Origin of the sequence: Mycobacterium barrassiae (assembly GCF_025822765.1) — a bacterium.
In the GTDB taxonomy this organism is placed as follows: domain Bacteria; phylum Actinomycetota; class Actinomycetes; order Mycobacteriales; family Mycobacteriaceae; genus Mycobacterium; species Mycobacterium barrassiae.
On record NZ_JACKUK010000023.1, the window covers coordinates 487180 to 506867 of the forward strand.

Below are 19688 nucleotides of genomic sequence, written 5' to 3' on the forward strand. Positions count from 1 at the left end.
TCACGCTGAGCGTGACCCAACACGCCGAAATCGCTGCTTAACTAGTCGCCATGGCCAAGCTTTCCGTCATCTACTACTCCGCGACCGGTCACGGCGCGACGATGGCCAAGCGCGTCGCCGCCGCGGCCGAGGTCGCCGGCGCCGACGTGCGCATCCGTCATGTCGCCGAGACGCGGGACCCGGCGTCGTTCGCACAGAACCCCGCATGGACCGCCAACTACGAGGCGACGAAGGACCTGCCCGCGGCGACCGGCGACGACATCGTCTGGGCGGACGCCGTCATCTTCGGTTCGCCCACGCGGTTCGGCTCCGTCGCCTCGCAGATGCGCAACTTCCTCGACTCGCTGGGCGGACTATGGGCCGACGGCAAGCTCGCCGACAAGGTGTACGCGGCCTACACGTCGTCGAACACCGCGCACGGCGGGCAGGAGACGACGATTCTCACGCTGTACGTCACGCTGATGCATTTCGGCGGCATCATCGTGCCGCCCGGCTACACCGACCCGCTGAAATTCGTCGACGGAAACCCCTACGGCGCGAGTCTCGTCGCGACACACGAGAACATCGCCGAGATCGACGACGCAACGAACAACGCGCTTGACCATCTGGCCAAGCGCGTTGTCGAGGTCGCGAACCGCCTCGCGTCGTAGCGATTTCGGCGTGGCTGGTCACGCTGAGCGTGACCCAGCACGCCGAAATCGCTAGCTTAAGCGGTCTCGGTGATCGGCCGGTCGACCCAGCTCATCAGGTCGCGCAGCTTCTTGCCGGTCACCTCGATCGGGTGCTCGGCGTTCTCCTTGCGCAGCCGCTCGAGTTCCTTGTTGCCACCCTCGACGTTGGCGACGAGGCGTTTGACGAAGGTGCCGTCCTGAATCTCGGCGAGGATCTGCTTCATCCGGCTCTTGGTGTCGGCGTCGATGACGCGCGGTCCGGACAGGTAGCCGCCGAACTCCGCGGTGTCGGACACCGAGTAGTTCATCCGGGCGATGCCACCCTCGTACATCAGGTCGACGATGAGCTTGAGCTCGTGCAGCACCTCGAAGTACGCCAGCTCGGGCGCGTAGCCCGCCTCGACCATCACGTCGAAGCCGGTCTTCACGAGTTCCTCAGTGCCACCGCACAATACGGCCTGCTCACCGAAGAGGTCGGTTTCGGTCTCGTCCTTGAACGTCGTCTTGATGACGCCGGCACGGGTACCGCCGATGCCCTTCGCGTAGGACAGCGCCAGCGCCTGGCCCTCGCCCTTGGGGTCCTGGTCGACCGCGATCAGACACGGCACGCCCTTGCCGTCGACGAACTGACGGCGCACCAGATGGCCCGGGCCCTTCGGCGCGACCATGCCGATGGTGACGTTGGCCGGCGGCTTGATCAGGTCGAAGTGAATGTTGAGGCCGTGACCGAAGAACAGCGCGTTGCCGTCCTCCAGGTTGGGTTCGATGTCGTTCTTGAAGATCTCAGCCTGGGCGGTGTCGGGCGCCAGCAGCATGATCACGTCGGCCCACTTGGCCACCTCGGCAGGCGTATCCACCTCCAGCCCCTGCTCGGTGACCTTCGCGCGGGACTTCGATCCCTCCTTGAGGCCGACCTTCACCTGGACACCGGAGTCGCGCAGGCTCAGCGAGTGGGCGTGGCCCTGGCTGCCGTAGCCGATGACGCCGACCTTGCGGCCCTGGATGATCGACAGGTCCGCGTCGTCGTCGTAGAACATCTCAACTGGCATTCGTAATTTTCCTTTTCTTGACTCTTCTAGTGATTCGGGATTACTTGACCGTGCCGATGCCGCGAGGTCCGCGCGACAGCGACACCACACCGGACTGCACGAGTTCACGGATTCCGTAGGGCTCCAGGACCCGAAGCAGCGCCTCGAGCTTCTCCGGGGTTCCCGTCGCCTCCACGGTCAATGACTCAGTTGAGACGTCAACGACCTTGGCGCGGAACAGATTCACCGCCTCGATGACCTGGCTGCGGGTGGAGGCATCGGCGCGCACCTTGATGAGCGCCAACTCGCGGGCAACTGAGTTGTCCTCATCCTGCTCGACGATCTTGATCACGTTGACCAGCTTGTTGAGCTGCTTGGTGATCTGCTCCAGCGGCGCCTCGTCGACGCTGACCACGATCGTCATCCGGGACATGTCCTTCTGCTCGGTCGCACCGACCGCCAGCGACTGGATGTTGTAGCCGCGCCGGGAGAACAGCGATGCCACCCGCGCCAACACGCCCGGCTTGTCCTCGACAAGCACCGAGAGAGTGTGAGTTGGAATCGTCGACATCAGGCATGCCCTTCTTCTGGATCGTCGAACAACGGGCGGATGCCACGTGCAGCCTGGATCTCGTCATTGCTGGTGCCCGCGGCCACCATCGGCCACACCTGGGCGTCGGCGCCGACGATGAAGTCGATCACCACCGGCCGGTCGTTGATCTCACGCGCCTGCTGGATGACGGCCTCCACGTCTTCGGCCCGCTCACAACGCAATCCGACGCAGCCCAGCGCCTCGGCCAGCTTGACGAAGTCCGGGATGCGATGCGAGTGCGTGGCCAGATCGGTTTGGCTGTACCGCTCTTCGTAGAACAGCGTCTGCCACTGCCGCACCATGCCCAGGTTGCCGTTGTTGATGATGGCCACCTTGATCGGCGCGCCCTCGACGGCACACGTCGCCAACTCCTGGTTGGTCATCTGGAAGCAGCCATCGCCGTCGATCGCCCACACCTCGGCCTCGGGACGACCGAACTTGGCGCCCATCGCGGCGGGAACGGCGTAACCCATCGTTCCCAGACCGCCCGAATTCAGCCACGTCTTCGGCTTCTCGTACTTGATGAACTGCGCGGCCCACATCTGATGCTGCCCAACGCCGGCGACGTAGACGGCATCCGAACCCGCGATCTTGCCGAGCGTCTCGATGACGTACTCCGGCGACAGGCTCCCGTCGCTCTGTGCGCCGTAACTCAACGGGTAGGTCGCCTGCACGCCGCGCAGGTACTCCCACCAGTTGTCGATCTTGATCGAACCGATGCTGCCGTCACGCCGCAACGCCTCGATCAGATCGACGATCACCGCCTTGACGTCACCGACGATCGGCACGTCGGCGTGCCGGTTCTTCCCGATCTCGGCGGGGTCGATGTCGGCATGGATGACTTTGGCTTCCGGCGCAAAGGAATCCAGCCTGCCCGTCACCCGGTCGTCGAAACGGGTGCCGAGTGCGATCAGCAGATCGCTCCGCTGCAGCGCCGCAACCGCGGCCACCGTGCCGTGCATTCCCGGCATGCCCATGTTCTGCGGGTGGCTGTCCGGGAACGCGCCGCGCGCCATCAGCGTGGTGACGACCGGAATGCCGGTCAGCTCCGCCAGATTCAGCAACTCCTCGCTGGCTTCACCGCGGATCACCCCGCCGCCGACGTACAGCACCGGCTTACGCGACGTAGCGATCAGCTTGGCCGCTTCGCGGACCTGTCGGCTGTGCGGTTTGGTGTTCGGCTTGTAGCCCGGCAGATCGATCTGCGGCGGCCAGCTGAACGTGCACTGTCCCTGAAGCACATCCTTGGGGATGTCGACCAGCACCGGGCCCGGTCGGCCCGACCGCGCCAGATGGAACGCCTCGGCCATCACCTGAGCGATCTCGTCGCCGTTGCGGACCAGGAAGTTGTGCTTGGTGATCGGCATGGTGATGCCGGAGATGTCAGCTTCCTGGAAGGCATCGGTGCCGATCAGCTGTCGGCCGACCTGTCCGGTGACCGCGACCACCGGGATGGAGTCCATGTACGCGTCGGCGAGCGGGGTGACCAAGTTCGTCGCCCCCGGACCCGAAGTCGCCATGCACACACCGACCTTGCCGGTGGCATGCGCGTATCCACTGGCGGCGTGTCCGGCGCCCTGCTCGTGGCGCACCAGGACGTGGCGCAGCTTCTTCGAGTCGAAAAGCGGGTCGTAGACCGGCAACACAGCACCGCCCGGGATGCCGAAGATGGTGTCGACGTCGAGTTCCTCCAGCGACCGGATTACCGCCTGCGCACCCGTGAGTTGGTGCGGCGCAATGCGTTTGGACTGCGCCGACACTGGCTTGGATGCGGCAGGTGCCCCGTTAGGCGCGGTCTCCGACTGCTCGGGCGGTCGCGTGGTGGGTGCGCTCACGATGGTCTCTCTCTGTTCCTGTGTTTTCTAGGGTCTCAAATCGGTGGTGGGGCAACAAAAAACCCCCGTCAGCTGGGCTGCTGTACGAGGGTCGCGCGTTGATGCGGTTGGCTATGCCCGGGCGAGGGCAAGCGCGGCATCAACGCGCTTCCCAATTACTACGAGCATTCCCAGGGCCTGCATAACCGTTGACGGTAGCCTCCGCACTGGTCACCGGTCAAATTCCCGGCTCGGCCGGGGCGGTCAAATTCCCGGCTCGGCCGGGGCGGTCAAATTCCCGGCTCAGCCGGGGCGGTCAAATTCCCGGCTCAGCCGGGGCGGTCAAATTCCCTACCCATCCCCCTCCAGTGCGAAGATGGCCAGGTGAGCGCCGACACCGACCAGAAGCCCGTCGTCATCCGGATTTCCCCGATGGCGCACTTCGCGGTCGGATTCCTCACATTGGGCCTGCTGGCAGTGATTCTCGCCGGTCCGCCGTGGGTTGCGCTCCTGCTCGTCATCCCGATCATGCTGTCGGTGGCGGTGGTGCGGTACCGGACCGTCGCGGACGCCGAGACGGTCACCGCACGTTCACTGCTGAGCAGCGAGACCGTCGGGTGGGACGACATCCACGGGCTGCGGTTCAGCAGGTCGTCGTGGGCGACCGCGCAGCTCAAAGACGGCCAGGAACTGCGGCTTCCCGCAGTGACCTTCGCGACACTGCCCCGGCTCACCGAAATCAGCGGCGGCCGGGTGCCCAATCCGTACGCGTAGAGCTATTAACCCAGCGGGTTGCCGCCGTTGAGCAGCACCCACGCCGCGACGCCGACACCGACGCCCAGCAGCAGCGCAATGAAAGAGCCGACGAACGGCCGACGCGCCCAGCCCCGTCCGGCGTCGAGTCCGTAACGGCCGGGACCGGTCAGGACCAGCGCCGCAACTCCGCACGCCAGGAAGACCTGGTACTCATGGCCGTCGGTGAGGAACGACCCCAGCCGGGCCGCTTCGTGCGCCGCCATCGCCTCGGCCAGCAGCCCCGTCACCAGGTACGCCAGCGCTCCGGCCGCCGCCACCGGCGTGAAAAGCCCCAGGATCAGCAGCAGGCCTGCGGCGAGCTGACCGACCGTCGTGACGTAGGTCAGGATGTCGGCGTACTTGAAGCCCATCTCGGCCAGCGAGTCCCCCCAGGCGTCCAGACCTGGGCCGCCCCACAAACCGAAGGCCTTCTGCAGGCCGTGCACGATCAGGATCGCTCCTGCGCCGACACGCAGCAGCAGAAGACCCAGGTCCTGCGTGCCGCGCCGGTCCGCACCGGTGGTGTCGACACCGGACCCGAATTCGGCTGGTTCCGCCCCGTACGGGGGCATTGCGTGCCGGCCGCCCGGCTGCACGTACGGCAGCGGTTCCGGGTCGTTGAGCAGCGAGAATGCGGGAGTCTCTGTCGAGGACCGGTTCGAGTCGTACGACGGGATCGCCGTGGTTTCGAAATCGCCCGCGTAATCCGCGGAGGGAAGATCGTCTTCGGGGTCGACCAGACTTGCCGACGTGGGGCGCCCAGCCGCGTCGTCCGGCCGCTGCCACGCGCTTGGGTCGTGGGGATTACTGGTCACGACAGCCAGCGTAAGTGCTAGTCACCCGTTAACCGAGGATTGGCGCGGCGCTTTCGGCACCCTATTCACGGACGTTGCAGGCGCGTGAGCGCAGGTGCGTGGCGCGTAGGGCCGAACAATCCGTAACCTGGCTCGCATGAGAATGCGCCGGTCGATGCGGGGTGTGTTCGCCGTGGTGTGTGCGGCGTTGCTCGTCGGGTCCGGCTGCGCGCGATTCGACGACGCGCAATCGCAGCCGTTCACCACCGAGCCGGAACTCGCGCCAGGGCCGACGACGTCGCCTCCGCCCCCTCCGCCGCTGCCGCCAAAGCCGTTCCCGAAGGAATGCCCGGCACCAGGGGTGATGCAGGGCTGCCTGGAAAGCACCAGCGGTCTGATCATGCTGCCCGACAGCCAGTCGGCGCTGGTGGCCGAGCGGACGACCGGCGCCGTCAAAGAGGTGTCGGTGCGCGCAGAACCCAAGGTCAAAACCGTTTTGCCGGTCGACGGCAGCGGCGACGGCGGGCTCATGGACATTGTGTTGTCGCCGACCTACACCCAGGACCGGCTGATGTACGCCTACGTCAGCACGCCAACCGACAACCGGGTCATCCGCATCGCCGACGGCGACATTCCCAAGCCCATCCTGACCGGCATCCCCAAGGGCGCGACGGGTAACACCGGCGCGCTCATCTTCACCAGCCCGACCACGCTGCTGGTGCAGACCGGCGACGCCGGCAACCCCGCTGAGGCGAATGACCCCCGTTCGCTGGCAGGCAAGCTGCTGCGGATCGAGCAGCCGACGACGGTCGATCAGGCGCCGACGACGACGGCGCTGTCAGGCCTGGGCGCCGGCGGCGGGCTGTGCATCGATCCGTCGGACCAGTCGCTGTATGTCACCGACCGCACCCCGACCGGTGACCGCCTCCAGCGCATCACCAAGGACTCCAAGGTGTCGACGGTGTGGACGTGGCCCGACCGCCCCGGTGTGGCGGGGTGCGCAGCGCTCGACGGCACCGTGCTGGTGAACCTGGTGAACACCAAGCAGTCGGTCGCCGTCCGCCTGGCTCCGGAGACCGGCGCCGTCACCGGCGATCCCGAGGTGGTCCGCCAGGACCTGCACGGGCACGCGTGGGCGATGCAGGTGTCGTCCGACGGCAACGTCTGGGCCGCCACCGTCAACAAGACGGCCGGCGACGCCGAGAAGTTGGACGACGTCGTCTTCCCGCTGTTCCCGCAGGGCGGCGGCTTCCCGCGCAGCAACGCCGACAACACCTGACGCGCAGTGGGCACGGGCCGATCCAATGTGCGTCCACTGCGAAAAATCCTGCCTCACTTCGCAGTACGCGCACGTTCGACGCACACCGCCAAGTCGGCGCCTAGCTGCAGGCGGCCAGTACCAGTTCGCGCACGCGTGCCGCGTCGGCCTGTCCCTTGGTGGCCTTCATGACGGCGCCGACGATCGCGCCTGCCGCCTGCACCTTGCCGCCGCGAATCTTCTCCGCGACATCGGGGTTGGCGGCAAGTGCTTCGTCGACGGCGGACTGAATCAGCGAGTCGTCGCGCACGACGGCAAGGCCGCGGTCGGTCATCACCTGTTCGGGCTCACCTTCTCCGGCGAGCACACCCTCGACGACCTGACGCGCCAGCTTGTTCGACAGCTTGCCCTCGTCGATCAGCTTCACCACCGCGGCAACCTGCGCCGGCGTGATGGGAAGCGCGTCGAGTTCGACGCCGGCCTCGTTGGCCTTCTGCACCAGGAAGTTTCCCCACCAGGCCCGAGCCGCCTCGCTTGATGCGCCGTGTTCGACCGTCGCGGCGACCAGATCGGTGGCGCCATTGTTGACCAGATCGCGCATCACCTCGTCGGAGATACCCCACTCCTGCTGAATCCGCTTGCGGGTCAACCACGGTAGCTCGGGGATGGTGGCGCGCAGCTGCTCGATGAGTTCCTTGCTCGGCGCCACCGGTTCGAGGTCGGGCTCCGGGAAATACCGGTAGTCCTGTGCGGTCTCCTTGCTGCGGCCCGCCGTCGTGTACCCGTCCTCGTGGAAGTGCCGGGTCTCCTGCGTGATCGTGCCGCCCGCCTCGAGAATGGCTGCCTGGCGGCGCATCTCGTATCGCACCGCGACCTCGACGCTCTTGAGCGAGTTCACGTTCTTGGTCTCGGTGCGTGTACCGAATTCAGTGGCGCCCTTGGGTTTCAGGGAGAGGTTGGAGTCGCACCGCATCGAGCCCTGATCCATTCGGACGTCCGAAACTCCCAAGGCTCGCAACAGATCCCGCAGCGCGGTCACATATGCCCGTGCGATCTCGGGCGCCCTCTCCCCGGTGCCCTCGATCGGCTTGGTGACGATCTCGATCAGCGGTACACCCGCCCGGTTGTAGTCGAGCAGCGACGTCGTCGCGCCCTCGATGCGGCCCGTCTCGCTGCCGAGGTGCGTCAGCTTGCCGGTGTCCTCCTCCATGTGCGCGCGTTCGATCTCCACACGCCATGTGGTGCCGTCTTCCAGCGGCACATCGAGGTAGCCGTTGACCGCGATCGGCTCGTCGTACTGGCTGATCTGGTAGTTCTTCGGCTGGTCCGGATAGAAGTAGTTCTTCCGCGCGAACCTGCCCCACGGCGCGATGTCGCAGTTCAGCGCCAGCCCGATCCGGATCGCCGACTCGACGGCGGACTGGTTGAGCACCGGCAACGAGCCGGGCAGACCCAGGCAGACGGGGCACACCTGCGTGTTGGGCTCGCCGCCGAATTCGTTAGCGCACCCGCAGAACATCTTGGTGGCAGTGGAGAGCTCGACGTGGACTTCCATGCCCATCACCGGTTCGTATTTGGCGATAACCTCGTCGTAGTCGAGAAGCTCAGCAGCCGCGACAGTCATGATTCCGATCCTAGTGGGTCACGTTTTCCTGCCGACCAGACGCAAACGGCCACGACGCGCCGATGCGACACGCCCTTTTGCGTTCCCCAGCTTCGCGTGGGCCCTGTTCGCGAGAAGAACTCAGCCGAAGAACTCGGCCGCGTCGTCGTACCGGCTCTGCGGCACCAGCTTGAGCTGCCGCACGGCGTCGGCGAGGGGCACCCGACCGATCTCCTGGCCGCGAAGCGACACCATCATGCCGTACTCCCCCGCATGCGCGGCGTCGGCGGCGTTCACCCCGAAGCGGGTGGCCAGTATTCGGTCATACGGTGTCGGCGTCCCACCACGTTGCACATGCCCGAGCACGGTGACCCGCACCTCTTTGTTGATCCGCTTCTCGACCTCGACGGCGAGCTGCTGAGCGATACCGGTGAATCTCTCGTGACCGAACTCGTCGATTCCGCCCTCGCGCAACTGCATTGAGCCCTCGGCGGGCTTTGCGCCTTCGGCGACCACACAGATGAAGTGGGCATCGCCGCGCACAAACCGCGCCTTGATCAGTCGGCATACCTCTTCGACATCGAAGGGCTGCTCGGGAATCAACGTCATGTGCGCCCCGGACGCCAGTCCGGCATTCAGCGCGATCCAGCCGGCGTGCCGGCCCATCACCTCGACGAGCATCACCCGCTGGTGCGACTCGGCGGTGCTGTGCAACCGGTCGATCGCCTCGCTGGCGACGCCGAGCGCGGTGTCGTGGCCGAACGTCACATCGGTGCAGTCGATGTCGTTGTCGATCGTCTTGGGTACGCCGACCACAGGAACGTTCTCTTCCGACAGCCAGTGCGCGGCGGTCAGCGTGCCCTCGCCGCCGATAGGAATCAGCACATCGATGCCGTTGTCGTCGAGGGTCTGCTTGATCTGATCGAGCCCGGCGCGCAGCTTCTCGGGATGCACCCGCGCGGTGCCCAACATCGTTCCGCCCTTGGCCAGCAACCGGTCGTTACGGTCGTCGTTGGCCAGTTGGATGCGGCGGTTCTCCAGCAGCCCGCGCCAACCGTCCTGAAAACCCACGACCGACGAGCCATAGCGCACGTCACATGTCCGCACGACCGCCCGGATCACCGCGTTCAGCCCAGGACAGTCGCCCCCACCGGTCAGTATTCCGATCCGCATAGCTCCATCCTCCCCCGTCAGAGCGCTGTTGGCAGCGGACCTCGGGCAACTTCATAGGCGGCACCCACCCGGTAGAGCCGGTCATCGGCCAGCGCAGGGGCCATGATCTGCAGCCCCACCGGCAGGTTGTCGTCGGCCGACAGTCCCGACGGCACCGACATCCCGCAGTGCCCGGCCAGGTTCAGCGGCAGCGTGCACAGGTCGAACAGATACATCGCCAGCGGATCGTCGACCTTCTCCCCCAGCGGGAACGCCGTGGTCGGCGTCGCCGGCGAGATCAGCACATCGACCTTCTGGTAGGCCTCGTCGAGATCGCGAGCGATCAGCGTCCGGACCTTCTGCGCCTGGTTGTAATAGGCGTCGTAATAGCCCGCCGAGAGCGCATACGTACCGATCATGATGCGGCGCTTCACTTCTGGACCGAATCCCGCCGCGCGGGTCAACGCCATCACCTCCTCGGCGCTGCGGGTGCCGTCGTCGCCTACCCGCAGCCCATACCGCATGGCGTCAAACCGGGCGAGGTTCGACGACACCTCCGACGGGAGGATCAGGTAGTACGCAGGCAGCGAGTAGTCAAAGTGCGGGCAGTCGACCTCGCTGACCTCTGCGCCCAGCGCGGTGAGCTGCTCGACGGCGGCGTTGAACGACGCCAGCACGCCGTCCTGGTATCCGTCGCCGCGCAACTGCTTCACCACGCCGATCCGCACACCCTTCAGGTCACCCGCAGCACCGGCGCGCGCTGCGCCCACCACGTCGGGCACCTCGGCGTCGACCGAGGTCGAGTCCTTCGGGTCGTGTCCGGCGATCACCTGGTGCAGCAGCGCGGTGTCGAGCACCGTCCGCGCGCACGGCCCGCCCTGGTCCAGTGAGGAGGCGCAGGCCACCAGCCCGTAGCGCGACACCGTGCCGTAGGTCGGTTTCACCCCGACTGTCGAGGTCAGCGCGGCCGGCTGCCGGATCGAACCGCCGGTGTCGGTGCCGATGGCCAGCGGCGCCTGGAACGCCGCCAGCGCCGCGGCACTGCCGCCGCCGGAGCCACCGGGCACGCGGTCGGTGTCCCAGGGATTGCGGGTCGGCCCGTACGCGGAGTTCTCGGTGGACGAACCCATCGCGAACTCGTCCATGTTCGTCTTGCCCAGAATCGGGATGCCCGCCGCCCGCAGCCGCGCCGTCACCGTCGCGTCGTACGGCGACGTCCAGCCCTCGAGAATCTTCGAACCGCAGGTGGTGGGCATATCGGTGGTGGTGAACACGTCCTTGAGCGCCAGCGGCACACCGGCCAGCGGTGACGGCAGCGTCTCACCGGCGGCGATCAGCGCATCCACCTGCGCCGCCGCGGCCAGTGCCTTTTCGTCCGCGACGTGCAGGAACGCGTGGTACTCGCCGTCGGTAGCAGCGATCTGATCCAGGCAGGCGCGGGTCGCCTCGGTCGCCGACACCTCCTTGGCCGCGATCTTGGTGCCCAGCGTGGCGGCGTCGAGCCGGGTCAGGTCGGAGCTCATTCGGCCTCCCCCAGGATCCGCGGGACGGCGAACCGGCCGTCGACCGCCTTGGGCGCCTGGGCCAGCGCTTCCTCCTGGGTCAGGCACGGCTCGATGCGGTCGGGCCGGAACACGTTGACGTCCTTGAGGGGATTGCCGGTCGGGTCGACTCCGGCGACGTCGACGGCCTGAATCTGGCTGACGTGACTGAGGATGGCGTCCAGCTGTCCTGCGAAGCTGTCCAGCTCGTCCTCGGTCAGGGCGAGCCGGGCCAGGCGCGCCAGATGGGCTACCTCGTCTCGGGAGATCTGCGACACGACTGCAAAGCCTAGTCACCGCTGTTGCGGCGCTGAATCTGCCGTCTCCGGACCCCGTCGGCGCCCGTTGCCGGAAATGCTGAGCCTCAGGCGCTGTGAAACAGTGTTGCGCGTGCCTTCGTATCTGCTGCGGGTCCAGCTCGAGGACCGACCGGGCAGCCTCGGCTCCTTGGCCGTGGCGCTCGGCTCCGTGGGCGCCGACATCCTGTCGCTCGACGTCGTCGAACGCGGCGCCGGCTTCGCCGTCGACGATCTGGTCGTCGATCTGCCTCCCGGCGCGATGCCCGACATGCTCATCACGGCGGCCGAACAGATCAAGGGCGTCTACGTCGACACCATCCGGCCGCACATGGGCCTGCTGGAGGCGCACCGCGAACTCGAGCTCATCGATCACATCGCCGCGGCGCCGGCACAGGACAAGCTGCAGGTGCTCGCTGAGGAGTCGCCGCGTGTTTTGCGCGTCGGCTGGTGCACCGTGGTCCGCCTCACCGAAGCCGGTCCCGAGCGCATAGTCGGGAGCCACGGTGCGCCCGAGACGCAGGCCGCCGAGACGCCCTGGCTTCCGCTGGAGCACGCCGAAGCGCTTGACGGCGAGGCGGATTGGGTGCCGCAACTGTGGCGCGATATGAACACCACGCTGGCCGCCGCACCCCTGGGAGACCCGCGCACCGCTGTGGTGCTGGGCCGACCCGGTGGTCCGTTGTTCCGGCCGTCTGAGGTCGCGCGGCTGGGTTACCTAGCCGGCATCGTCGCGACGATCCTGCGCTGACTCAGGCTCCCGCGGGCACCGGGTAGCGGTCGTTGACGTCGGCGTTGCTGTCCTTCCGCGCGCAGTGGGCGCAACAGAAGATCGCGTCGGGTGTCTCGATACCGTGGCCCAGGATCCGGCACCCGCAGTGCGCGCACTCCGGCGCCAACTGGGCTGCCGCGCACTCGATGCTGTCGAACGTCGCGGTCTTGCCGTCGCCCCAGCTCACGGTGAACGCCTTGTCGTAGTCGTTTCCGCAGGTATCGCAGATCGCCATCTTTGCTCCTCGTTTGCCACCGAAAGTTCGTCACCGAACGGGTGCCCGGTGCCCTGCGGCGACAAACGCGGGCTGCCTAGACGGCGTCGGGGCCGTTCTCCAGCAGCCGGGTGAAGGCGTCCTCGTCGAGGATCGGCACGCCGAGTTCGACGGCCTTGTCGTATTTCGAGCCGGGGGCATCCCCCGCGACGACGTAGGCCGTCTTCTTCGACACGGAGCTGGCGGCCTTACCGCCGCGCACGACAATGGCCTCCTTCGCGTCGTCGCGCGAATATCCCGTCAGCGATCCGGTCACCACGATCGACAGTCCCTCGAGCGTCCGCTCGATGCTGGTGTCGCGTTCGTCTGCCATCCGCACGCCGGCAGCCCGCCATTTGTCGACGATCGCGCGGTGCCAGTCGACGGTGAACCACTCGGTGACCGCCGCGGCGATCGTCGGACCCACGCCTTCGACGACCGCAAGCTCCTCCTCCGATGCGGCCATGATCGCGTCCAGCGAGCCGTACTCGGTGGCCAGCGCGCGGGCCGCCGTCGGACCGACATGCCGGATCGACAACGCGACCAGCACCCGCCACAGCGGTTTCGACTTCGCCTCGTGAAGGTTCACCAGTAGCCGCTTGCCGTTGGCCGACAGGTTGCCGTCCTTGGTCCTGAACAGATCGGTCCGCAGCAGGTCGGCGCTGCCGATCGTGAACAGGTCACCCTCGTCGGTGATGACACCCGCTTGCAGGAGCGCAACAGCCGCCTCGTACCCGAGGCCCTCGATGTCGAACGCTCCACGCCCCGCGACGTGGAACACCCGCTCGCGCAACTGCGCGGGGCATGAGCGCGAATTGGGACAACGGATGTCGGCGTCGCCCTCCTTGGCCGGGGCGAGCGTCGTGCCGCACTCGGGACACTCTGTGGACATGACGAATTCGCGTTCGGTGCCGTCACGCAGGTCGACGACGGGTCCGAGCACCTCGGGAATCACGTCGCCTGCCTTGCGGATCACCACGGTGTCGCCGATCAGCACGCCCTTGCGTTTGACCTCCGAGGCGTTGTGCAGCGTCGCCTGGCTGACGGTCGAACCCGCGACCTTGACGGGCTCCATGAACGCGAACGGGGTGACGCGGCCGGTGCGGCCCACGTTGACCTTGATGTCGAGGAGTTTGGTGGTCGCCTCTTCCGGCGGATACTTGTAGGCGATCGCCCATCGCGGGGCACGCGACGTGGCGCCGAGACGGCGCTGCAGCGCGATCTCGTCGACTTTGACCACCACACCGTCGATTTCGTGATCGACATCGTGTCGGTGCTCGCCCCAGTACGCGATGTGCTCGGTGACGGCGTCGATGCCCTGGACCCTCGCGGTGTGGTCGGATACCGGCAGCCCCCACGCGTGAAGTGCGCGATATGCGTCATGCAGGGTCTTCGGCTTGAACCCCTCGGTATGTCCGATGCCGTGGCAGATCATCCGCAGCTTGCGGCGTGCGGTGACAGCCGGATTCTTCTGGCGCAGCGACCCGGCCGCGCTGTTGCGGGGATTGGCGAACGGCGGCTTGCCCTCGGCGACGAGACCGGCGTTGAGATCCTCGAAGTCGGCGATGCGGAAGAACACCTCGCCACGGACCTCGAGAACTTTCGGCACCGGGAATTCCTTTGTGCCAGTCAGCTTTTCGGGGATGTCGCCGATGGTCCGCGCGTTCAGCGTGACGTCCTCGCCGGTGCGGCCGTCGCCGCGGGTGGCCGCACGCTCCAGCCGTCCGTCGCGATAGACCAGCGACAGTGCGACCCCGTCGATCTTCAGCTCGCAGAGGTAGTGCGCGTTGTCTCCGATCTCACCCTTCGTGCGTGCCGCCCAGGCCGCCAGCTCGTCGGGGTTGAACACGTTGTCGAGCGACAGCATGCGCTCGAGGTGTTCGGCCGATGTGAAATCGGTGGCGAAGCCGGCGCCGCCGACCAACTGCGTCGGCGAATCCGGCGTGCGCAACTCCGGGTGAGCGTCCTCGAGTGCCTGCAGTTCACGCAGCAGCTTGTCGAACTCCGCATCGGAGATGATCGGCGAGTCCCTGACGTAATAGCGGAACTGGTGATCCCGCACCTCGTCCGCCAGCTCCTGCCACCGGCGGCGCAGGTCGGCGTCGAGGTCGTCTTCAGATTGTTCGGCCAGCGCGGTCTTCGGATCGGGGGTCGCCTTCGGGCTCACTCTCGCAGGCTAACCGAGGCCCCGGACACGTCGTCACGAGCAGATAGCCTGACCGCATGCCGCACCCGATCATGTTCCGTGACGACGACCCGGTGCTGGCCAGGGTGCGCACGATTGCCCTCGGGTTTCCCGAGGCGTTCGAAAAGGTCTCCCACGGCCGACCGGCCTTCTTCGTCACGAAGATGTTCGTGATGTACGGCGGCAGCGTGAAGCCGCAGACCAAGGGCGCCGAATATCGCCACTACCCGCAGTCGATCATGGTCAAGGTGGACGAGAGCGACCGTCGGGCCCTCGAGCAGGATCGCAGGTTCTTCTTCCCGGCCTACCTGGGCCCATCGGGCTGGCTCGGGCTGGATCTCGCGGCGACGAAGAAAGTCGACTGGACAGAGGTCACCGAGCTGATCGACGCCTCGTACCGCTTGGTCGCACCCAAGAAGCTCGTCGCGCGGCTAAACGAAGCTTGACGGACGGTCGGCAGCCCATGGTTCGATCAGGGCCATGAGCTTCGCGAGCCCCTTCCCCGAAGTCGATATCCCATCGGCGAGCGTCTACGACTATTTGTTCGCCGACATCGACGAGGCCGATCTCGACCGGGTCGCGCTCGTCGATGCAGATTCGGGCAGGGAGACCACCTACCGCGAGATGGTCGACCGAGTCGACGCGTTCGCCGGGGCGCTGACCGGTCGCGGCATCGGCGTCGGCGACGTCGTCGGACTGTTGGCGCCGAACAGCTCGCGCTTCGCGGTCGCCTTTCACGGCATCCTGCGCTCGGGCGCGACCGCCACCACCATCAACGCGTTGTTCACGGCGAAGGACATCGCCAAGCAGCTGACGGATTCCAACGCCAAGATGCTGGTGACGGTGGCGCCGCTGCTGGCGCAGGCCAAGGAGGCTGCCGCGGCTGTCGGGCTCGCCGACAGCGACCTCGTCGTGCTCGACGGCGAGGGCCATGAGATCGCCGGCCATCCCAACGCCGCCGACCTGATGGCGCCGGGGCTGCCCGCACCAGATGTCAGCTTCGCCCCGTCGTCACATCTTGCGGTGTTGCCGTACAGCTCCGGCACGACCGGAAACCCCAAGGGCGTCATGCTGACCCACCGCAATCTGGTGGCCAACGTCGCGCAGATCCGGCCGCTGCACGGGATGGTCGCCGACGACGTGATCGTCGCCGTGCTGCCCTTCTTCCACATCTACGGAATGACCGTGCTGCTCAACGCCGCCCTGCATGCCAGGGCGCGGCTGGTGATCATGGGCGGTTTCGATCTGACCAAGTTTCTCGCAAACATCGCCGACCACAAGTGCACAATCGCCTTCATCGCGCCGCCCGTCGCCGTGGCGCTGGCCAAGCATCCACTGATCGACGAGTACGACCTGACGTCGCTGAAAGTCGTCATGTCCGGCGCCGCACCGCTGGACGCCGACCTCGGTCAGGCCGTCGCCGACCGACTGGGGTGTCGCGTTGTGCAGGGCTACGGTATGAGCGAGCTGAGCCCGGTCAGCCACATCACTCCGTTCGACGCGGGTGCGCATGACATGAAGTCGGCCGCGCCGCTGAGCTCGGTCGGTTGGACGGTTTCCAACGCCGCGTCCAAGATCGTCAACCCTGAGACCGGCGTCGAGATCGAAGTTCCGACAGTGGGTCTCAGCGAAACCGGCGAACTCTGGTACAAGGGCCCCAACGTGATGGCGGGCTATCTGAACAACGACGAAGCCACCAGGGAAACCATCGATGACGACGGGTGGCTGCACACCGGCGATCTCGCTCAGGTCGACGCGAACGGCTGCGTCTACATCGTCGACCGGCTCAAGGAGCTGATCAAGTACAAGGGCTACCAGGTGCCGCCCGCCGAACTCGAGGCGGTGCTGCTGAGCCATCCCGCGATTGCCGACGCCGCGGTCATCGGCGTCGTCGATGCCGACGGTGAAGAGGTGCCAAAAGCGTTCGTGGTCAAGCAATCCGAGGCCGACCTAACGGCAGACGAGGTGATGGACTTCGTCGCGGGACAGGTCGCGCCGTACAAGAAGGTGCGCCAGGTCCAGTTCATCGAGGCGATCCCGAAGTCGGCGTCAGGCAAGATCCTGCGCAAGGATCTACGAACCGCGTAGAACTACAAACGACGGTGCGTTAGAAACGACGGTGCCTTAGAAACGACGCAGCCGTTCCGCCGCATGGGCGGCGCGTGCCTGCCGGTACCCGAGAGCCGCACCCGCGCAAGGGATCAGCAGCAGACCTGCGAGACCCCACCACGGATTCTGCCAATCGTCGACCTCTGCGACGTCCAGTCGCTGCGTCTGCACCGGCTGGATCGGGTTCATCTTGACTTCGGCGGGCGGCGGCGGAGCGGGCGCGGCCGGAGGCGGAGGCGGCGGTGCGACGGGCACCGGTTCTGGTAGCGCAGGAGCCCGCCATTGCGGTTCCGGTGTGCCCTTCTTGATGCCCGGCTCCCGCCCGTTGCCCACTGTGACAGGCGGAGGGCCGACTCGGACGCTGGGAACGCCGGCGCGAGCTGAGCCGGACCCGCCGCCGCTGGACAGGGTCGGCCCGGATCCGTTGAACAGTCCCGGCCCTGTGCCGCTCGAAACCGTTTCCCCCGAGTCGGCCGCGGTGCGCGGCGCCGCCTCTGCGACGTCGGCGCGGCCCGATCCGACTCGAACCGTCGGGCTCTCGACGATGCCCGGGCCGTCTTCGACTTCGCCACGTTTGCCGCCGTCAATGTTGCCGACGCGGTCGCGATCGTGGCGCTCCGACCCCCCTCGGCCGTTGCCACCGCCGCTGCCGCGGTCGAAACCGCTTCCCCGATTTGAATGCGAACCACCCGGATCAGCGACTGCCATCGCAGCCGGTCCGCCTAGCAGGAGAAACACCGACAGAACCCCCACACCTGCCATGAGGCGCGGACTGAATCGGGCCACAGTTTCTCCTGCGGGTGGCAAAGCTGATTCGACGGTGTCGTCGATGCATTGTTGCACGCGGCGCTGACCCCTGGCCGACCCGTCCCACGAGCGCGGAAAGGTCATCGTCGAGCGGTTTAATTGTCCTCAACGTAAGTACGCAGTCGGCCAATTGCATTGTCCCACCGACGTGACAGCGCGTCGAGGTATTCGCTCGCCTCATTCAGCGGTTCCGGCCGCACCCGCCAGATCCGTTCCCTGCCATTGCGCTGACTGCTCACCAACCCCACCGCCTCCAACAGCAACAGGTGTTTGGTCGCCGCCTGTCGGCTAACCGATACGACCTCGGTGATCTTGGTTGTCGAGCAGGGTCCGCCGTCGCACAGACGCGTGATGATGCGCAGGCGATTCGGATCGCCCAGAGCGTCGAACAGCGGCGCCCTGGCAACGACGGACGTGCTCACACCTTCTCGCTGAGGGCCAGATACTTCCGGATTAGCTCGGTCTGGGCGGCCCAGCCTTCGCTGTTGGCCTCGAACGCCGTCCGTCGACGGTTTGCCGGGATGGCGTCGAAACCGGATTCGACAATGCGCAGCAGCACGCCGTCGGAGGTGTCTTCGAGAGTGAACTCCACCAGCGTCGTGGGCTCCTGCGAGACGTCCACGCCGGCCTCCACTCCGTATGGATGCCAGCGGAACGCCAGCCGCCGCTGCGGCTCCACCGCGACGATGTGCCACGCATCGGCCTGACCTTCATAAGGCTGCTGGGTCGCTGCGACGTCGTCATCCACCTCCGTTGGCGCCATGGTGCCGGTGACTGACTTCCCCGCGACGAACGGCCCGTCGAAGCGCACTCCGAACCACCGGCCGAACTCCTCGCTATCGCTGATCGCCCGCCAGACACGGTCCAGCGGCGCCTTCAAAACGACTTCCTTCTCGATCCGATCTGAATTCATATGCAACCTCCTGGTTGCTTTTCACGCTAGCCCCGATGCAGGTAATGCGCAACCTTTTAGTTGCGCTTTGTTCGTGCGGACGCTACACCGCGTCGGGATCGTCGGCGAACACGTCGGCGGCCTTCTGCGCCAGTTCGACGGCAATGCGGGCCCACTCAGGGGTGGCCCCCGCGAGCCCGCAGGCGGGGGTGACGCCGATCCGCTCACGCAGGACCGCTCGCGGAAAGCCGAGACGATCGGTCACGGCCGCCGCCGACGTCGCGATCTCCTCGAACGAGGGGCGTGCGGCAGGAGCAGACGTTGGGACAACCCCGAGCAGTACGGTCCGCCCGGTTTCGACGAACTCGCCGATGCCGTCCAGATCAGCGGCGACGAGCGTCGACGCATCGACGGACAACGCATGAATCGAACTGCGCTGCAACATGTTCCATGGCAGGGCGGCGGCGCAGCTGTGCAGCACCACATCGGCGCCCACCGTCGCGATGCAGTCGTCGATCAGTCCGATCGCCACCGGCTCGTCCACCGGGTGCACCGGCGTGAGACTGGTGACTCCCGACAGCCGGCCTTCGAGTGCGGCAGCCAACAGCGGCTCGTCGAACTGCACCACGACTGTGGTGTCCAGCCTCCTGGCGACCTCCGCCCGGTGCACCGCCACCCCCTCGGCGAGCGAGGCGGCCAGATCCCGCACGGCGCCTGCATCGGTGATGGCGCGATGCCCGCCGGGCAGCTCCAACTGCGCGGCCAGGGTGATCGGGCCCGGGCTTTGCACCTTGACCGTGCGGGTCGCGCCACGCAGCCCGGCGTTCTCCCACGCCTCCTCGAGCGCGTCGAGATCCTCGTTGAGCAGACTGACGGCCCGCCGCAGCACCGCGCTGCGGCCCGAGCCGATCCGGTACCCGCGGGGCACCGTGTCGATCCCGATGTCGACGAGCAGGGCGCCGCCACGGCCGATCATGTCCGCGCCGACGCCACGGGCCGGCAACTCGACCAGATGCGGCAGCGTATGCAATTCGCCGACGACGATCTCCGCTGCCTCACGAGGCGAGGTACCCGGCCACGATCCGATGCCGGTGGCGGCGGCGAAAACACTCACTCGTTGAACAGT

The 19688-nt window shown here is 66.7% G+C and carries 20 protein-coding genes; 6 read left to right on the plus strand and 14 right to left on the minus strand.

Features of this window, described 5'->3' with window-relative positions; all coding sequences use genetic code 11:
* The first annotated feature begins 50 nt into the window (after nucleotides 1–50).
* Nucleotides 51–650 carry an NAD(P)H:quinone oxidoreductase gene (gene wrbA / locus H7J93_RS12735; protein ID WP_267306633.1) on the plus strand — a complete coding sequence of 200 codons (600 nt, stop codon included), beginning with the start codon at nucleotides 51–53 and terminating at the stop codon, nucleotides 648–650.
* A 56-nt stretch (nucleotides 651–706) separates the two neighbouring features.
* Here wrbA and ilvC read toward each other — a convergent pair whose 3' ends face one another.
* From ilvC to H7J93_RS12750, 3 genes are read right to left on the minus strand one after another with little or no spacing between them, the layout of a single operon-like run.
* Nucleotides 707–1708, minus strand: coding sequence for a ketol-acid reductoisomerase (ilvC, locus tag H7J93_RS12740; protein WP_267306990.1), 1002 nt, complete (start codon nucleotides 1706–1708; stop codon nucleotides 707–709).
* A gap of 52 nt (nucleotides 1709–1760) precedes the next feature.
* Entirely contained in the window at nucleotides 1761–2270 is a 510-nt protein-coding gene (gene ilvN, locus H7J93_RS12745; protein WP_267306634.1) for an acetolactate synthase small subunit, read from the minus strand.
* Nucleotides 2270–4126, minus strand: coding sequence for an acetolactate synthase large subunit (locus tag H7J93_RS12750; protein WP_267306635.1), 1857 nt, complete (start codon nucleotides 4124–4126; stop codon nucleotides 2270–2272). The genes ilvN and H7J93_RS12750 overlap by 1 nt, the downstream gene beginning before the upstream one ends.
* Before the next feature lie 411 nt (nucleotides 4127–4537).
* Here H7J93_RS12750 and H7J93_RS12755 point away from each other — a divergent pair, with 411 nt between their 5' ends.
* Nucleotides 4538–4879, plus strand: a complete 342-nt coding sequence (locus H7J93_RS12755) for a PH domain-containing protein (protein ID WP_267306991.1) — start codon at nucleotides 4538–4540, stop codon at nucleotides 4877–4879.
* Between the two features lie 5 nt (nucleotides 4880–4884).
* Here H7J93_RS12755 and H7J93_RS12760 read toward each other — a convergent pair whose 3' ends face one another.
* Nucleotides 4885–5715: a DoxX family protein gene (locus H7J93_RS12760; RefSeq protein WP_267306636.1), complete on the minus strand. Its 831-nt coding sequence runs from the start codon at nucleotides 5713–5715 to the stop codon at nucleotides 4885–4887.
* A 136-nt stretch (nucleotides 5716–5851) separates the two neighbouring features.
* Here H7J93_RS12760 and H7J93_RS12765 point away from each other — a divergent pair, with 136 nt between their 5' ends.
* On the plus strand, nucleotides 5852–6973 hold the full coding sequence (locus tag H7J93_RS12765; RefSeq protein ID WP_267306637.1) for a PQQ-dependent sugar dehydrogenase: 1122 nt from the start codon (nucleotides 5852–5854) through the stop codon (nucleotides 6971–6973).
* 100 nt (nucleotides 6974–7073) lie between these two features.
* On the opposite strand, the gene gatB is transcribed toward H7J93_RS12765, so the two are convergent.
* From gatB to gatC, 4 genes are all read right to left on the minus strand, one after another.
* Nucleotides 7074–8576, minus strand: a complete 1503-nt coding sequence (gatB, locus tag H7J93_RS12770; RefSeq protein ID WP_267306638.1) for an Asp-tRNA(Asn)/Glu-tRNA(Gln) amidotransferase subunit GatB — start codon at nucleotides 8574–8576, stop codon at nucleotides 7074–7076.
* 120 nt (nucleotides 8577–8696) lie between these two features.
* Nucleotides 8697–9728 (minus strand): ATP-dependent 6-phosphofructokinase, encoded by a 1032-nt coding sequence (locus tag H7J93_RS12775; protein ID WP_267306639.1) that lies wholly within the window; start codon nucleotides 9726–9728, stop codon nucleotides 8697–8699.
* Between the two features lie 17 nt (nucleotides 9729–9745).
* On the minus strand, nucleotides 9746–11230 hold the full coding sequence (gatA, locus tag H7J93_RS12780; RefSeq protein WP_267306640.1) for an Asp-tRNA(Asn)/Glu-tRNA(Gln) amidotransferase subunit GatA: 1485 nt from the start codon (nucleotides 11228–11230) through the stop codon (nucleotides 9746–9748).
* Nucleotides 11227–11526, minus strand: coding sequence for an Asp-tRNA(Asn)/Glu-tRNA(Gln) amidotransferase subunit GatC (gene gatC, locus H7J93_RS12785; protein WP_267306641.1), 300 nt, complete (start codon nucleotides 11524–11526; stop codon nucleotides 11227–11229). Before gatC ends, gatA begins: the two co-directional genes overlap by 4 nt.
* Before the next feature lie 112 nt (nucleotides 11527–11638).
* Between gatC and H7J93_RS12790 the strand changes: the two genes are divergently transcribed.
* The gene (locus H7J93_RS12790; protein ID WP_267306642.1) at nucleotides 11639–12295 is read left to right on the plus strand and encodes an ACT domain-containing protein; all 657 of its coding nucleotides are present in this window, start codon (nucleotides 11639–11641) and stop codon (nucleotides 12293–12295) included.
* Between the two features lies 1 nt (nucleotide 12296).
* Here H7J93_RS12790 and H7J93_RS12795 read toward each other — a convergent pair whose 3' ends face one another.
* The gene (locus H7J93_RS12795) at nucleotides 12297–12551 is read right to left on the minus strand and encodes a metallothionein (RefSeq protein WP_267306643.1); all 255 of its coding nucleotides are present in this window, start codon (nucleotides 12549–12551) and stop codon (nucleotides 12297–12299) included.
* Nucleotides 12552–12627: 76 nt separating this feature from the next.
* Nucleotides 12628–14700, minus strand: coding sequence for an NAD-dependent DNA ligase LigA (gene ligA, locus H7J93_RS12800; RefSeq protein ID WP_267306992.1), 2073 nt, complete (start codon nucleotides 14698–14700; stop codon nucleotides 12628–12630).
* Nucleotides 14701–14792: 92 nt separating this feature from the next.
* Here ligA and H7J93_RS12805 point away from each other — a divergent pair, with 92 nt between their 5' ends.
* A complete protein-coding gene (locus H7J93_RS12805) occupies nucleotides 14793–15200 on the plus strand; it encodes an MmcQ/YjbR family DNA-binding protein (RefSeq protein ID WP_267306644.1) in 408 nt (135 codons plus the stop codon).
* 34 nt (nucleotides 15201–15234) lie between these two features.
* Nucleotides 15235–16842: a 4-coumarate--CoA ligase family protein gene (locus H7J93_RS12810; protein ID WP_267306645.1), complete on the plus strand. Its 1608-nt coding sequence runs from the start codon at nucleotides 15235–15237 to the stop codon at nucleotides 16840–16842.
* A gap of 36 nt (nucleotides 16843–16878) precedes the next feature.
* Here H7J93_RS12810 and H7J93_RS12815 read toward each other — a convergent pair whose 3' ends face one another.
* The 4 genes from H7J93_RS12815 to H7J93_RS12830 form a co-directional block, all read right to left on the minus strand.
* Nucleotides 16879–17571 (minus strand): hypothetical protein, encoded by a 693-nt coding sequence (locus tag H7J93_RS12815; RefSeq protein WP_267306646.1) that lies wholly within the window; start codon nucleotides 17569–17571, stop codon nucleotides 16879–16881.
* Nucleotides 17572–17765: 194 nt separating this feature from the next.
* On the minus strand, nucleotides 17766–18092 hold the full coding sequence (locus H7J93_RS12820; RefSeq protein WP_267306647.1) for an ArsR/SmtB family transcription factor: 327 nt from the start codon (nucleotides 18090–18092) through the stop codon (nucleotides 17766–17768).
* Nucleotides 18089–18583 (minus strand): SRPBCC family protein, encoded by a 495-nt coding sequence (locus H7J93_RS12825; protein WP_267306648.1) that lies wholly within the window; start codon nucleotides 18581–18583, stop codon nucleotides 18089–18091. Before H7J93_RS12825 ends, H7J93_RS12820 begins: the two co-directional genes overlap by 4 nt.
* Nucleotides 18584–18665: 82 nt before the next feature.
* Entirely contained in the window at nucleotides 18666–19676 is a 1011-nt protein-coding gene (locus H7J93_RS12830; protein ID WP_267306649.1) for a uroporphyrinogen decarboxylase/cobalamine-independent methonine synthase family protein, read from the minus strand.
* Nucleotides 19677–19688 lie beyond the last annotated feature (12 nt).

Coding starts and splice junctions, on each gene's coding strand:
- H7J93_RS12810 (WP_267306645.1), top strand. CDS start 15,235: ATGAGCTTCGCGAGCCCCTTCCCCGAAGTCGATATCCCATCGGCGAGC.
- wrbA (WP_267306633.1), top strand. CDS start 51: ATGGCCAAGCTTTCCGTCATCTACTACTCCGCGACCGGTCACGGCGCG.
- H7J93_RS12815 (WP_267306646.1), bottom strand. CDS start 17,571: ATGGCAGTCGCTGATCCGGGTGGTTCGCATTCAAATCGGGGAAGCGGT.
- gatA (WP_267306640.1), bottom strand. CDS start 11,230: ATGAGCTCCGACCTGACCCGGCTCGACGCCGCCACGCTGGGCACCAAG.
- H7J93_RS12805 (WP_267306644.1), top strand. CDS start 14,793: ATGCCGCACCCGATCATGTTCCGTGACGACGACCCGGTGCTGGCCAGG.
- H7J93_RS12775 (WP_267306639.1), bottom strand. CDS start 9,728: ATGCGGATCGGAATACTGACCGGTGGGGGCGACTGTCCTGGGCTGAAC.
- ilvC (WP_267306990.1), bottom strand. CDS start 1,708: ATGTTCTACGACGACGACGCGGACCTGTCGATCATCCAGGGCCGCAAG.
- gatB (WP_267306638.1), bottom strand. CDS start 8,576: ATGACTGTCGCGGCTGCTGAGCTTCTCGACTACGACGAGGTTATCGCC.
- H7J93_RS12755 (WP_267306991.1), top strand. CDS start 4,538: ATGGCGCACTTCGCGGTCGGATTCCTCACATTGGGCCTGCTGGCAGTG.
- H7J93_RS12825 (WP_267306648.1), bottom strand. CDS start 18,583: ATGAATTCAGATCGGATCGAGAAGGAAGTCGTTTTGAAGGCGCCGCTG.
- ilvN (WP_267306634.1), bottom strand. CDS start 2,270: ATGTCGACGATTCCAACTCACACTCTCTCGGTGCTTGTCGAGGACAAG.
- H7J93_RS12795 (WP_267306643.1), bottom strand. CDS start 12,551: ATGGCGATCTGCGATACCTGCGGAAACGACTACGACAAGGCGTTCACC.
- H7J93_RS12765 (WP_267306637.1), top strand. CDS start 5,852: ATGAGAATGCGCCGGTCGATGCGGGGTGTGTTCGCCGTGGTGTGTGCG.